Here is a 14,624-nt window from a genome sequence, read left to right on the forward strand (position 1 = left end):
TCACTACAAAGGCAATGATATTTATTAGCCCCACTTATTCAGCATTATCACTAAGTCGTTAGCGGTATAGGGTTTACTCAATATATCGTCCATACCAGATTCAATACACAACTCTCGCTCTTCTTTTGTCGTACCAGCGGTTAATGCAATAATTGGTTGGCTATATCCTGAACTTCGCAGTTTCTTCGTCGCTTCAAAACCATCCATGACTGGCATCCGGCAATCCATAAACACAATGTCATACTCATTATTCGACGCTAATTCCAACCCTTCTATACCATTACCGGCAATCGCTGGCTCTATTTCGTATTTGCGTAGCATTTGTTGGATGATGATCTGGTTCATCTTAATATCATCAACCACCAGCACTTTAAGCAATGTCAATTCAACCTCAGACTCAAAACCTTTGGCGACACTATCGCGCTCAGCCAGTGTATCGACAACTTGAAGAGGGAGTGAAATGGTAAATGTCGTACCCGAACCAACAATACTGCTCACCTCAATGTCTCCCCTCATTAACGCAGCTAGCTTGCGACAAATCGCTAAACCAAGCCCTGTCCCTTCGTAATTTCGGCTACTTGAGTTATCGGCCTGTGTAAAAGGTTCAAACAGTGTCTTAATAGCAGATTGAGCAATACCAACGCCACTATCCTCAACAGAAAAAATAAATTGGTCGTTAAGCCATTTTATCTCTACGCTCACATGGCCTTGATCGGTGAATTTAATTGCATTGCCGATTAAGTTCACGAACAATTGAGTAATACGCTCTAAGTCACCGTAGAAGTGACTGGGTACCCCATCGGTTACATTGACATCAAACTGGATCTGCTTTTCAATCGCTCGATTGGTAAAAATACTATCAATGGTATTTTTCAAATCTTGGAGTGCAAATGTTTTGGGAATTAATTCCAGCATACCCGCATTGATTTTACTGTAATCGAGAAGGTCATTAATGATGGTTCTAAGAAACTCACCGGATTGGCTCAAGTTATTCACGATCTCACGTTGAGAACTGCTCAGTTCGGTGTCGCTTATCAACTCCGCACTACCAAGAAGACCATTGAGTGGGGTTCTCAATTCATGGTTAATCATGGCGACAAAGTCACGCGTTGCCCTTTCGGACTCTTCCGCTCGTTTACGTGATTCTATATTTCGGTTAATCGCAAGTTGATGAGTTAACGCACTGCAGATAAGGTCCGTCACTAACAACAGTTGGCTTTGGATGAATTCGTAGTCTTGATCTAACAACCTGACCTGAACGATTAACGCGCCCACAATCACTTTTTCGACCTCTAATGGCACGGTAAGCAAGCAACCTTGCCAATGAGGTTCTTGAATGTCTTTCTCTATTACCTCGACTGTTTCATCACCATAGTCATGGGTTTGTAACTGAGGGATTAGATTGGGGGGTAACACCAAGCGACTGGCTTCAATTAGATAACTGTTAGTTACACTCGCCGTCAATTGGGACAACATCACGTCATCGAGATCACTCCTCAGAAACGCGCGTCCGAAATCAATCAACAGGTTGTCGATTTGTTCTTGGAATTCGATCCGTCGAATATTCGCATTTGAACGCTTTTCTAATTGGCGCAACGCAAGTTCAAGCTGTTGATTGGCCTCAAACAGTTCGAGACTCTTTTGCTCCAACAAGGCTTCAGCCGCTTTCCGTGCTGCTATTTGACGTTTCAGTTTTTTCTCTTGGGCAGATGCCAGATCCATATCACTTTTCTACTTTGAGATTAAACCTAACCACACTTTGGTCATCATTCTGAGGTGTCATTTCTACCACGATGGTTTCACCATGATAGTCAGCACACCCCTCGATTAATCCCAAACAAACGTGAGACATACATCGTGCGCTTTTATAGTCAAAAACAAGTTGCGCTTCGGTCGTGGTGATAAAGCTAAATTGTGGAGGCTCAGCATCTGGGTAGAGCTTCTTCACTTCTACGTGAATGTAACGCTCTACGTGCTGAATAAATTGAAAAGTGGTGTTGCTATGGGCGAGGCTCGCTTTATTCGGTAATGAGGCCAGTAAGTTCTTAAAAACCGATTGTCCAAAAACACGTTGCAGGCTCGCTGCATCAATATCGGTTTTCTTACTCAAGTTTATAATCAATCGAACAAGATCTTTGTGGTCGTAACTTCCGACTGATGTGTAGATCCCTTCATCTTCTGACATCTCTAGAACTTCTTCCAAAAGCTCTAACCCAAACTTGTCTTCAACAAGCTCTAAAAATTCGGTGAATATGATTCCTTTCATTTCATACCTTTTCTTCTATTTCTTTTTAGAATGGTCCACTAAGTCATTGTTATCAAATTCTTAAACAGAAAATGTACGTTTCATCACCCAATTTATGACATGGATAACGCTTACTAGTAGAAGTACACATATTCAAATATAGCAAAATCCGTCACTCTTAGAAGATTGGGAACATTTACCTTGAAAAACGCCGCTACCCAGCAACTTCTATTTCCAGTTATTGCCGGTACTAACGGAGGAAAGTGAAGGCAAATTCGAAATTGGTAATCAACACACGGTTATGACTATACTTAAAATCATAATAATCAATGTATTGGCTTTATATGAACAAAGATAACTTCCTTCAACAATTCCAGCTCAACTCTACCGTTGGCTATCACCCAGAATCCGTTGAGCGCGTTTCACACATCAATGACGATCAATTGCGTAAAGCAGCAGTGGTAGTCGGCTTAGTGGAACGAGAGGATGGTTTACATGTTATTTTTACGAAAAGAGCCGCTCATTTAAAACATCACCCTGGTCAAATCAGCTTTCCTGGAGGGAAACACGAACTCTCCGATCCTTCTATGCAATTCACCGCACTTAGAGAACTTCACGAAGAGGTCGGAATTCGATCGGATCAGGTTAAAATTGTTGGGCAATTACCTACTTTGAGTACCATTAGTAAATTTTTAGTTACACCGATTGTTGTAGTGGTCGATTCGGACTATAAACCCATCATCGATGAGAACGAAGTTGCTTCGATTTTTGAGGTGCCCGCCACCTATGTTTTAGACCAAGCCAAGTTACACAGCCACACTGTTAACTTAAAAAAAATCAAGCATCGTGTTTTTGCCATGCCCTTCCAAGAGCACCTAATTTGGGGCGTTACGGCTCAAATCATCCAATCACTGCAGCAACACGTAGTGCAACAAATTACATAGAAACTACGTTTTGTTTAATCCTTGTTAACAAACACAGCCTTTTCCATGGAACAGATTTATTAATCCAATTTTACGCAAACGTTTCCCTGGTATAATTCTGTACAACCCCGCCTTTCGCATAAGATAAACTAATAGCAAGCATGAGCATAAATCACCTGTGGCACGCTATTTTCGTGATCAAAAATCCGTTTTTCGCATATCATGTGACACGCCGTTTCATTACATGATTTAGATCTATTTTTTGTAGAAGAAAATTCTGCAGAATTAGCCCCGACTTATTTCCTGTTCCCAAAAAATGAGTAATTTAACATGAACACAACAACTTCTTCGGCAAATGCCGTTACAGATACAAGCAAGTTTAACTATAAAGATTTTACCTGGTGTCTATCACTATTCGGTACAGCAGTTGGCGCTGGTGTACTATTCCTTCCAATCAAAGCTGGTGCGGGTGGTTTTTGGCCACTAGTTATCCTAGCTTTAATCGCGGCACCAATGACTTGGTTCGCACACAAATCTCTAGCTCGTTTCGTACTGTCTTCTAAGAACCCTGAAGCAGATATTACAGACACAGTTGAAGAACACTTCGGTAAGACTGGCGCGAACCTTATTACTTTCGCTTACTTTTTCGCTATCTACCCAATCGTTCTTATCTACGGTGTTGGTATTACAAACACAGTTGACTCTTTCCTAGTAAACCAAATGGGCATGGAATCTATTCCTCGTCCTCTTCTTTCTGGTGCACTTATCCTTGCTATGACAGCAGGTGTTGTATTCGGTAAAGAGCTGATGCTTAAAGCAACTTCAGCAATGGTTTACCCACTAGTATTCATCCTACTAGCATTGTCTTTCTACCTAGTTCCTGATTGGAACACTTCAATGATGGAAACAAGCCCAGAATGGTCAGCAATGCCTTCTATTATCTGGCTTGCGATTCCAATCATCGTGTTCTCTTTCAACCACAGCCCAATCATTTCACAGTTCTCTAAAGAGCAACGTCGTGTATACGGTGAAGACGCGGTTAAGAAAACTGACGCGATCACTGGTGGCGCAGCAATGATGCTGATGGGTTTTGTAATGTTCTTCGTTTTCTCTGTAGTACTTTCTCTATCTCCAGAGCAACTAGCAACAGCGCAATCTCAAAACATCTCTGTACTTTCTTACCTAGCTAACGTTCACGAGTCTCCACTTATCTCTTACATGGGTCCTCTAGTAGCGTTCGCAGCAATCACTTCTAGCTACTTCGGTCACTTCCTAGGTGCTCATGAAGGTCTTGTTGGTCTAATCAAGTCTCGCTCTGGTTCTTCAATCAGCACGATTGAGAAAGCTTCTCTAGCGTTCATCGTTGTTACAACTTGGATTGTTGCGGTAGTTAACCCAAGCATCCTAGGTATGATTGAAACAATGGGTGCTCCAATGATTGCAGCTATCCTGTTCCTAATGCCTGTATTCGCAATGAACAAAGTACCAGCTATGGCTAAGTACAAAACTTCAGCACCTGTGCAAATCTTTACAGCTTTATGTGGTCTAGCGGCTATTAGTTCTGTAATCTACGGCGCTCTTTAATCTCAAGCCCTTTTTATAAGATGACATTCATCTTATATGGCGAGGTTAGACAAAAAATATAATGATAATAAATGAGCCTCCCTACTCCCCTTGGGAGGCTCTCTTTTTGAGGTAATCGCTATGATTAGTGTATTTGATATCTATAAAATCGGTGTTGGTCCATCGAGCTCACATACAGTTGGACCAATGAAAGCGGGTAAAGAATTTATTGATGACCTACGTTCAATGGGAAAATTGCGCGACATCACTAAAATCACCGTGGACGTATATGGATCACTATCACTGACAGGGAAAGGTCACCACACAGATATCGCAATCATCATGGGTCTTGCTGGCAATACTCCTGAGCGTGTTGATATTGATTCTATTGCAGGCTTCATTGCTCGAGTAGAAGAAACTGAACGTCTACCTGTCGGTATGCACTGTCATACTGTTTCGTTCCCTCGCGACGGCGGAATGAACTTCCACACTAGCAACCTTTCTCTACACGAGAATGGCATGAGCATTCATGCTTGGGTTGATGACGAAGTCGCATATTCAAAAACGTATTACTCAATTGGTGGTGGTTTCATCGTTGACGAAGAGAACTTCGGCAAAGAAGAAGAAAACCCAATTAAAGCACCATACGAATTCACAACAGCGGAAGAGCTGGTTAATCAGTGTAAAGAAAGTGGTCTTTCTATCAGTACACTGGTTATGAAAAACCAAGCGGCTTTCCACTCAGACGAAGAGTCTCGCACTTACTTCGCTAACATCTGGAAAACGATGCGTAAGTGTATGGATCGCGGTATGAATACTGAAGGTATCCTGCCTGGTCCACTGCGTGTACCTCGTCGTGCAGCAGCACTTCGCCAACAACTGATCACGTCAGAAAAAACAACTAACGATCCAATGACGGTTGTTGACTGGGTGAACATGTTTGCTTTCGCAGTAAACGAAGAAAACGCAGCGGGCGGTCGTGTAGTAACGGCACCAACAAACGGCGCGTGTGGCATCATCCCTGCTGTATTGGCTTACTACGATAAGTTCATCCAAACAGTGACAGAGAAAGATTACATCCGTTACTTCGCAGCGTCTGGCGCGATCGGTGGTCTTTACAAGCGTAACGCTTCTATCTCTGGTGCTGAAGTTGGCTGTCAGGGTGAAGTTGGTGTGGCATGTTCTATGGCTGCTGCTGGTCTTGCTGAGCTTATGGGTGGTAGCCCAGAGCAAGTATGTATGGCTGCAGAAATCGGCATGGAGCACAACCTAGGTCTAACGTGTGACCCAGTTGCTGGCCAAGTACAAGTTCCATGTATCGAGCGTAACGGTATTGCTGCAGTTAAAGCAATCAACTCGACTCGTATGGCACTTCGTCGCTCTTCTGCTCCGACTGTTTCTCTAGATAAAGTTATCGAAACAATGCTAGAAACCGGTAAAGACATGAACGCTAAATACCGTGAGACTTCTCAAGGTGGTTTGGCTGTTAAGGTTGTTTGTTAATTAACATTAGTTTGCTAATAGCCTCTAACACAGCTTGCTTGGTAACGAGCAAATAATAAAAAAGGAACGCCGATGCGTTCCTTTTTTTCTATCTAAATTCCGGCCACTTATATCTAAGATGCTCGATTTGCATCTTAGATAATGGGCCAAAGAACTAGATCACTTGTGAGATAAGCAGGAAGCAACCAAACAGCAGTGAGAACAACATCATTGCGCTGCCACCTTCTGCTCGGTATCTATCATCAGCAACTTTCATGAAGCGCTGCTTGTGAACCATCACCAGAGGAACAAACACCGCTAGGATCACCAAGATGATACCTGCGTAATTCAGCACTTGTAGGAACTTGTCTGCAGCAAGCAATGAACCCGCTAACGGCAAGATAAAGCTAATGCAGTACGTTACCGCTGTATTTTGGTTGAACATGTCTTTGTTCTGGTTGAACAACGCCATCGCCACACCAAAGAAAGAGGTCAACAACGCCAAGCCCGTGAAGGTAGACAGAACGTTACCCACCCAATGAGACTGAGCCTCAAAAGCCGCCATCAAATCTGATACGTTCTTAAAGCTTCTAAATTGCTCTTCGCTCAAGTTACCGACCACAGCAAACAACCAACATAAGTAACACACTAATGGGATCAGAGAACCGACGATCACCATGTTACGCAGCTGTTTGTCTGTCGCTTCGTGGTTGTAAGAAACCAAGGTTGGAATCACAACCATAAAGCCAAAGCTCGTAAACAGGATGGCACTGGTTTTGATTAGATCGACGTGGTCATGACTGGTTACCTGCACCAAGTTTTCTTGCGTGATGCTCGGCGCTAAGAACACCATGGTTGCAAACAAGCTAGCAAGCATCACGAAGAACAATGCACGGTTGAGTTTATCAATCACTCCGGTGCCACTTGCGACTACAGCACCAGCAAGTAACGTAAACACGACTTGGCTCGTGGTCGCGGTGAGTTCAACGCCAAAGTTAGACAGCAACTTGCTCAGCAAGTCGCCCGCGCCCAAAATGTAAGCCATCAATAGGCAAATCAATAGCGCGTAAAGTAGGCCGTTGGTAATCAACTGCCCTTGTTTGCCCAGAGTTTTTCGAGCAATAGAGTTCAACCCTAGACCGCCACCGGCTTTGATGGTCGCTTCTAGAAGTAATAATGCTGCGTAAGTGGTGCCGAAACAGATCAGAACCATCAGCAGTGTGCCGTAAAGCAATCCAAATTGAGCTAATACCATTGGGATCGCAAGCATACCAGCACCGAGAGCGGTACCAGCGATAATTAGGGAGCTACCCATCATTTTAATATTCATTGTTTTTAACTTATTTGTTTAGTTTTTATAGGTGTGAGTCTTCGTACATCAAGCGGATGACAAAGGAGTTCAGATAGAAATAAAGTTATAAAACGAATAACAATAGGAGCGATAAGCAGTAAAAAAGCGTGCAGAGATGTTGTCGAACAAGGTGTTCAAAGGGGAGCTTGTCTTAAAAGAGGTAAAACGAGAAGCGTGAGTTTGCGTTAAGTGATGTGGTGAACCTTCTGTAGGTTCAATAATCGGCGATGTAATCTTGAATTTCATGTATGTGTCCAATAATTAAGTCACATTCCATAGTATTTGAAGCAGCGCATCCATTGCTGCCCTACCTCTGTCATTAGAGGTATTTTCATCTTATCGAATGAGCTTTGAAACACAACGCTATAACCACATTTTTTGCTATTAAATTGAACAAAACAGCCATTTGGATACAAATCGACCACCAAACCGCGTAAAACAATAATCATTATTAATAAAAAGCGGAACTATACCCCCCCACCCCATTAACAACAAAGCTTGTATAAAGAGCACCCAAACATATATGACAGCTACAAAAAAGGCGCTCTTGTAAGCGCCTTTCGTTCGATTATAGCTTTTAAGGCTATAACCTTGAAAGCTATAGTATTGAAGACTGTTGCCTTGATAGCTGTATCTTTGATAGCTGTATCTTTGAAATCTACAGCATCGAAGACTTTAGCATCACAAACTACAGCATCGAAACCTTATTCACCGCGGTAGATACAACCCGCTGTACATGTTTCTTTAATCTCAACCTTGCTCAAAAGTGGCAAGCTTGGTTTAAGTTCATTCCAGATCCACTTAGCCAATACTTCACTTGTCGGGTTTTCTAAACCTTCAATGTCGTTTAGGTAGTAGTGGTCTAAACGGGCGTAAATTGGTTTGAATACAGCTTTAATTTCAGAAAAGTCGATTACCCAACCTGTATGCGGGTCAACTTCGCCTTCTACGTACAAACGAACAAGAAAAGAGTGACCATGCAAACGACCGCACTTATGCCCTTCTGGCACGTGTGGAAGATGGTGGGCTGCTTCAAACATAAACTCTTTGTATAACTCAGTTCTCATTGTGTTTCTCAGGCTAAAAAAATGACACGCAATATTACGTAAAACCAATACACACTACAAGTTCTATCACCACTGTACGGCCTTATTAGCTGCAAGGAGGGAGCTTGTTGCTAGCCACTCACTTAAGTCACAATAAAACACATATAAAGATGGCTTGAAAATCACCATACGCTTAACCCTCTCGCCAAATGAGAAACAAACCCGCTACATCACAGAAACATAACCACAACCGGAGTGTGGTCACACAATCGGTTATACCCCATAGGTGGTAGAGCCGCTTACACGTAAAGTATGCATGTCATTATACTTAATAAAAACAAACACCTTATGCGCTCAACAATCACCTTTAAAATCCTAGTAGCCCTCGCCATTGTGTTCACTTTCTTGCTTGCAATATCGACTTACTTTCAATATTCGCAGCAAAAGCAACTTGTAAACTCGGTGTTAAGTGAGCAGCTTCACGATAAGGCAAGCAACTATTTCGATAGCCTTAATATGATGATGCTGACTGGCACCATGGCACAAAAAGAGACCCTTCGTCAGAAAGCGTTAGCGCAAGAAGGCATTGAAAATGTTCGTGTACTGCGCGCCGATGCAGTGAGCAAATTGTACGGACCTGGCAATGACAACCAAACACCTATTGATGATATCGATAAACGAGCGCTAGCAGGCGAAACTGTTATCGAACCCTTTTCTGCCGATTGGGGTAAAGGCTTGGTTATTGCTCTGCCAATGAAGTCGAGCGAGAACTATCGCGGCACCAATTGTGTGGCATGTCATATGGCACCAGAAGGTGAAGTATTAGGCGCGATTCGCCTAGAATATAACCTCAGCCACGTTAACGCGCTGATCAACACTCAAACCATGGCTGCTATAGGCATTATGGCGGTTATCTCCTTCGCCGGGTTTGTTCTTACGATGGGATTAATTCGTAAGATTATCGTTCGCCCTCTTCAACAGACTTCGCGGTTTATGACCCAAGTAAGCAGCGATAAAAACCTGTCCACTCGTTTGCCCGAACAAAGTAAAGATGAGATTGGCACGCTGGCTAACGCCATCAACTCGTTCATGGGAACCGTTTCTAACAGCTTAGAAAAGGTACAAGATACTTCGCACAAACTGAATGCGTCAGCCAATCAACTGACTAGCGTTGCTCAAATTACCGAGCAAGCCGCCAGCGATCAACAAAACGAAACCACAGAAGTGCAAAACAATGTCGAAGGAATACAAGCACAACAGGTCAATGTAGAACAAGCCACTTTAACCGCGTCAGAACTCATCAATCACACCTCAGATGTGGCTTGTAAGAGTGCTAACCAAGCACATGATGCAAGTAGTGAGATTAAGAATCTAGTGAGCAGTATCGAAGAAGTGAAACACAAGATACAAACACTTAATGAGCAAACTGGAGAAGTCTCTTCAATATTGAGTGTGATTCGTGGCATTGCCGACCAAACCAACCTTCTAGCCTTGAATGCAGCGATTGAAGCGGCTCGAGCGGGAGAACAAGGTCGCGGCTTTGCGGTAGTGGCAGATGAAGTTCGTAATCTTGCATCACGAACGGCAGAGGCTACTGGCAGTATTGAGTCTATCATTCATCAGTTCCAACAAGGCAGTGAAGAATCGCTGAATTCTGCTGACCTCGTTTGCGAACAAGCACATCAAAGCTCGACAGATATCGACGCACTGTCCGTTGAAATGAACGGTGTCGTTGAAGAAATGAAACAAGTGTTAGCTCATGCACAAAATATTCAGCAACAGACGCAATCCACCACACAAGCAACCCAAGATGTGCAACAAAAAGTTGAAACCATCACTTCTCACGCCGACAACACATCGCAGTCTGCAGCTGAAACTCGTGGAATCAGTAATGATTTAGAAGAGCTGTCGGATCACCTTGAATCTCTTATCAACCAATTCACCTTATCGAACTCAAATACCAACGATAAAGGTCAGTCATAGGCCGTTAGAACTCCCCTAGCGACATCAACAAAAAAGCGCTCAAAGATGAGCGCTTTATCTTCATAACAATGTCTAGTTCGGGCTTTAAGATTTTAAGATTTTAAGATTTTAAGATTTTAAGAGCACCTTAAACCACGATTAGTGCGTAATGGAAACCGCGGTTAAATCTTTATGCTTGTGGTACATCGCGTGCTTGAATATCAGATTCGCACTCACGGTATCCATTCCTGCGACCTCTACATAAGCACCCTTTTTTCGGAACTTAAACACGACCTTATCAAGCGCCTCAACCGACGTGTTATCTAGGAACGATGCATCCGATATATCGATCGTCACTAAAGACGTGGCCTTGTCATAGTCAAATAGATCGACAAACGCATCTGAAGAAGCAAAAAAGACATGGCCTTTTACTCGATGGGTGGTGTGCAGTTCGTTAGTCACCACTTCATCAGATATAAAGACCATCGACTTGCTGGCATGCGCATAAAACAAAGCTGACAACACCACGCCAACTGCAACACCTATCGCGAGATTGTGCGTAAACACCACCACCGCTACGGTCGCTAGCATCGTCACATTAGTAGGGAGCGTGTGATCTTTAAGTTCAACAACAGAACGCCATGAAAACGTGCCGATTGAAACCATGATCATCACAGACACTAAAGCCGCCATCGGTATCAGCTTCAACCAATCAGAAACAAACACCACCATTAGCAACAAAACAACCCCAGCGATCATACTGGATAATCGGGTTAAGCCACCTGATTTGATGTTAATGATCGACTGACCGATCATCGCACACCCCGCCATACCACCAAATAGTGAGGCAACGATGTTCGCTACTCCCTGCCCTTTACACTCATTGTTTTTATTGCTTTCAGTATCGGTCAGATCATCGACTATGGTCGCTGTCATCAAAGATTCCAGTAAGCCAACCAGAGATAGAGCGATAGAGTATGGCAGGATGGTTGCAAGCGTATCGAACGTGAATGGGATATTAGGAATCAAGAATACCGGCAGTGAATCGGGAAGCTTGCCCATATCGCCAATCGTTCTGACATCTAAACCAAATAACAAACTAATGATTGTCAGGGCAACAATAGCGACCAATGGAGAAGGTATCGCACGACCAAACTTGGGAAAATAAGGAAGCAGATAAATGATCGCCAAACCCAAAGCGACTAACACGTAAACGCTCGAAGGGACGTTGATCAACTCAGGGAGCTGAGCCATAAAGATAAGAATAGCGAGCGCGTTAACAAACCCAGTAATCACCGATTTGGAAACGAAATTCATCAGATTACCAAGCTTAAGGTATCCAGCCGCGATTTGAATGACGCCAGCAAGAAATGACGCTGCGAGTAGATACTCTAGCCCGTGTTCTCTCACCAAGGTGACCATTAATAGCGCCATAGCGCCTGTTGCACCGGAAATCATTCCCGGACGACTGCCAACCAAAGCAGTGACGACACAAATACAGAACGAGGCATAGAGCCCTACTTTAGGGTCAACGCCTGCAATAATTGAAAATGCGATGGCTTCAGGGATCAATGCGAGTGCAACCACAATCCCAGATAATGAATCTCCTTTAACGTTTGATAACCAGCGTTTTTTTAAATAATTAAGCATGTAATTCTCTTTTACTTGTACAGCCAGTCCTGCCTTGTTGAGACATAATTTGATCGACTGTTTTTCTTGAATGAGCGAGCGCTCGAAAAGTGCGGGTGTAGAGAGAATGCAGGGGTTAAGGCGGCGTAATTAACACGTGAACATTAAACTCCTTTAGTGGGTGATTGTTTAGTAGAATGAAATCAACACCTGTGCTTTTTTTTATCGCGTTTGTCCTACACAGGTCAGAATGGCTGACAATATAGAGTGAGTGCCACTTTAATCACACGACCAATATTGCAAACAAAGGTTTCGAATATTAACGCTTCTTAATCCGGCCAAAAACCGCTAGCGGACTCGATTTCAGCCAGCTCTATGTTGTAATCAACTTCAGTTCATGTCATTTCAATCACTCTGCTCACATCGATTTACAAGGTATTGAAGAATACTTAACCATTAGCGCTAGCGCACCTCCTTAGCACTCAAACAAATACCAAACAGAAAGCCAAATCGAACAAAAAACACACCCTAAAAGGTATTTCTGCTCAGTAGACACAATATTTCTTTCACCAAGCAAGAATAAAGGTTGAAGCTGTCGGTATGACAGGTAATATGTTCAATCGATTTAAAAAGTTTATACAACTTAATGTTTCGGCTAATTATTGTGCAAATGTATGTTTATTTGCAGCAATGCCAGAGACTTTGAGTTGAATTTGTCCCTCAATGGAGAATGAAATCAACATGACTTACGCGCCTGTAACAGACGTACTTGGCGGCAAGCTAGCGGTAGACAGTGAAGTAACTGTTCGCGGCTGGATCCGTTCACGTCGTGATTCCAAAGCTGGAATCTCTTTCCTTGCCATTTATGACGGCTCTTGTTTCGACCCGATTCAGGCCGTGGTTCCTAATAATCTTAATAATTACGAAGACGAAGTATTAAAGCTAACAACTGGCTGCTCTGTTGAAGTAACAGGTAAGATTGTTGAGTCTCCGGCGAAAGGTCAAGACTTCGAACTAGCAGCAACTGACGTTAAAGTTGTAGGCTGGGTTGAAGACGCTGACACTTACCCAATGGCTAAGACACGTCACTCTATCGAATACCTTCGTGAAGTTGCTCACCTACGCCCACGTACGAACGTGATCGGCGCAGTAGCACGTGTACGTAACTGTTTATCTCAAGCGATTCACCGTTTCTACCACGAGCAAGGTTTCTTCTGGACTTCAGCTCCGCTTATCACTGCATCTGATGCAGAAGGCGCTGGTGAAATGTTCCGCGTATCTACGCTAGACATGGAAAACCTACCTCGCACTGACGAAGGCAAAGTTGACTTCAATGAAGATTTCTTCGGTAAAGAAACTTTCCTAACAGTATCTGGCCAACTTAATGCTGAAGCTTACGCTTGTGCACTAAGCAAGGTTTACACGTTCGGTCCTACGTTCCGTGCTGAAAACTCAAACACAAGCCGCCACCTAGCTGAGTTCTGGATGGTTGAGCCTGAAGTTGCATTTGCAGACCTTGACGATGTAGCGAAACTGGCTGAAGACATGCTTAAGTACGTTTTCGCTGCTGTTCTTGAAGAGCGCCGCGACGACCTTGAGTTCTTCGCTTCTCGCATCGACAAAGAAGCAATCACTCGTCTAGAGCAATTCGTAGACGCTGATTTCGCACAAGTTGACTACACTGACGCAATCCAAATCCTACTAGATTCTGGTAAGAAATTTGAATTCGACGTTGAGTGGGGCATCGACATGTCTTCTGAGCATGAGCGTTACCTAGCTGAAGAGCACTTCAAAGCACCTGTTATCGTTAAGAACTACCCGAAAGACATCAAAGCTTTCTACATGCGCTTAAACGACGACGGCAAGACAGTTGCAGCAATGGACGTACTTGCACCAGGCATCGGTGAAATCATCGGTGGTGCACAACGTGAAGAGCGTCTAGACATTCTAGACGAGCGCATGATTGGTATGGGTATCGACCCTGAGCACATGAGCTGGTACCGCGACCTACGTAAATACGGCACAGTGCCTCACGCTGGCTTCGGTCTTGGCTTTGAGCGTCTAGTGTCTTACGTAACAGGTATGGGCAACGTTCGTGACGTTATCCCGTTCCCACGTACACCACGCTCTGCTAACTTCTAATCTCAGCTTTCTTCTTTCAAAGAAGTCATATAGATAGATAATTAAATAGATAAAAACCTCCGTATATACGGAGGTTTTTTTATTCCCCGAGATTATTTCCGTTACCCACAACCTCCCTTCCCCACCCACAAATTCTCCTGCGTATTCTCGATTCAAAAGCGGTTAGACGCGAAGATAACAAATCAACAAATCAAAATCATATAGTTAAGCACTGTAATTTTATGTAATGAACACCTGACAAAGTCATACAGTATTGATGTCCTGTATAAATTATTCTTCTT

At 43.4% G+C, this 14,624-nt stretch carries 10 protein-coding genes; 5 read left to right on the top strand and 5 right to left on the bottom strand.

The features are described from left to right. Positions 1-24: 24 nt before the first annotated feature. Together ACED59_RS12445 and ACED59_RS12450 are read right to left on the bottom strand one after the other, a co-directional pair. The gene (locus tag ACED59_RS12445) at positions 25-1,722 is read right to left on the bottom strand and encodes an ATP-binding protein (protein WP_009847032.1); all 1,698 of its coding nucleotides are present in this window, start codon (positions 1,720-1,722) and stop codon (positions 25-27) included. 1 nt (position 1,723) lies between these two features. After that, the gene (locus tag ACED59_RS12450; RefSeq protein WP_017096742.1) at positions 1,724-2,266 is read right to left on the bottom strand and encodes a heme NO-binding domain-containing protein; all 543 of its coding nucleotides are present in this window, start codon (positions 2,264-2,266) and stop codon (positions 1,724-1,726) included. A gap of 323 nt (positions 2,267-2,589) precedes the next feature. Between ACED59_RS12450 and ACED59_RS12455 the strand changes: the two genes are divergently transcribed. The 3 genes from ACED59_RS12455 (at position 2,590) to ACED59_RS12465 (ending at position 6,234) form a co-directional block, all read left to right on the top strand. Further along, on the top strand, positions 2,590-3,189 hold the full coding sequence (locus ACED59_RS12455) for a CoA pyrophosphatase (protein ID WP_009847034.1): 600 nt from the start codon (positions 2,590-2,592) through the stop codon (positions 3,187-3,189). 309 nt (positions 3,190-3,498) lie between these two features. After that, complete coding sequence (locus ACED59_RS12460; protein WP_009847035.1) at positions 3,499-4,752, top strand: aromatic amino acid transport family protein; 1,254 nt, start codon at positions 3,499-3,501, stop codon at positions 4,750-4,752. 120 nt (positions 4,753-4,872) lie between these two features. Next, entirely contained in the window at positions 4,873-6,234 is a 1,362-nt protein-coding gene (locus ACED59_RS12465) for an L-serine ammonia-lyase (RefSeq protein WP_017096740.1), read from the top strand. A 154-nt stretch (positions 6,235-6,388) separates the two neighbouring features. Here the strand turns inward: ACED59_RS12465 and ACED59_RS12470 are convergent, their stop codons facing one another. Beyond that, complete coding sequence (locus tag ACED59_RS12470; RefSeq protein WP_139137290.1) at positions 6,389-7,531, bottom strand: amino acid permease; 1,143 nt, start codon at positions 7,529-7,531, stop codon at positions 6,389-6,391. 737 nt (positions 7,532-8,268) lie between these two features. Continuing rightward, entirely contained in the window at positions 8,269-8,631 is a 363-nt protein-coding gene (queD, locus tag ACED59_RS12475; RefSeq protein WP_029223787.1) for a 6-carboxytetrahydropterin synthase QueD, read from the bottom strand. 327 nt (positions 8,632-8,958) lie between these two features. Here queD and ACED59_RS12480 point away from each other — a divergent pair, with 327 nt between their 5' ends. Then, positions 8,959-10,593, top strand: coding sequence for a methyl-accepting chemotaxis protein (locus tag ACED59_RS12480; RefSeq protein ID WP_029223786.1), 1,635 nt, complete (start codon positions 8,959-8,961; stop codon positions 10,591-10,593). Between the two features lie 138 nt (positions 10,594-10,731). Here ACED59_RS12480 and ACED59_RS12485 read toward each other — a convergent pair whose 3' ends face one another. Continuing rightward, positions 10,732-12,222 (bottom strand): SulP family inorganic anion transporter, encoded by a 1,491-nt coding sequence (locus ACED59_RS12485; protein ID WP_017096736.1) that lies wholly within the window; start codon positions 12,220-12,222, stop codon positions 10,732-10,734. A gap of 720 nt (positions 12,223-12,942) precedes the next feature. Between ACED59_RS12485 and asnS the strand changes: the two genes are divergently transcribed. Next, positions 12,943-14,343, top strand: a complete 1,401-nt coding sequence (asnS, locus tag ACED59_RS12490) for an asparagine--tRNA ligase (protein ID WP_004734710.1) — start codon at positions 12,943-12,945, stop codon at positions 14,341-14,343. Positions 14,344-14,624: the final 281 nt, after the last annotated feature.

It is taken from the genome of Vibrio sp. FF266 (assembly GCF_041439695.1).
GTDB classification, from domain to species: domain Bacteria; phylum Pseudomonadota; class Gammaproteobacteria; order Enterobacterales; family Vibrionaceae; genus Vibrio; species Vibrio tasmaniensis_A.

What these genes read in the sequence shown, in the direction of transcription:
- asnS (WP_004734710.1), top strand. Translation starts at nt 12,943, where the DNA reads ATGACTTACGCGCCTGTAACAGACGTACTTGGCGGCAAGCTAGCGGTA.
- ACED59_RS12445 (WP_009847032.1), bottom strand. Translation starts at nt 1,722, where the DNA reads ATGGATCTGGCATCTGCCCAAGAGAAAAAACTGAAACGTCAAATAGCA.
- ACED59_RS12460 (WP_009847035.1), top strand. Translation starts at nt 3,499, where the DNA reads ATGAACACAACAACTTCTTCGGCAAATGCCGTTACAGATACAAGCAAG.
- queD (WP_029223787.1), bottom strand. Translation starts at nt 8,631, where the DNA reads ATGAGAACTGAGTTATACAAAGAGTTTATGTTTGAAGCAGCCCACCAT.
- ACED59_RS12465 (WP_017096740.1), top strand. Translation starts at nt 4,873, where the DNA reads ATGATTAGTGTATTTGATATCTATAAAATCGGTGTTGGTCCATCGAGC.
- ACED59_RS12455 (WP_009847034.1), top strand. Translation starts at nt 2,590, where the DNA reads ATGAACAAAGATAACTTCCTTCAACAATTCCAGCTCAACTCTACCGTT.
- ACED59_RS12485 (WP_017096736.1), bottom strand. Translation starts at nt 12,222, where the DNA reads ATGCTTAATTATTTAAAAAAACGCTGGTTATCAAACGTTAAAGGAGAT.
- ACED59_RS12450 (WP_017096742.1), bottom strand. Translation starts at nt 2,266, where the DNA reads ATGAAAGGAATCATATTCACCGAATTTTTAGAGCTTGTTGAAGACAAG.
- ACED59_RS12470 (WP_139137290.1), bottom strand. Translation starts at nt 7,531, where the DNA reads ATGATGGGTAGCTCCCTAATTATCGCTGGTACCGCTCTCGGTGCTGGT.
- ACED59_RS12480 (WP_029223786.1), top strand. Translation starts at nt 8,959, where the DNA reads ATGCGCTCAACAATCACCTTTAAAATCCTAGTAGCCCTCGCCATTGTG.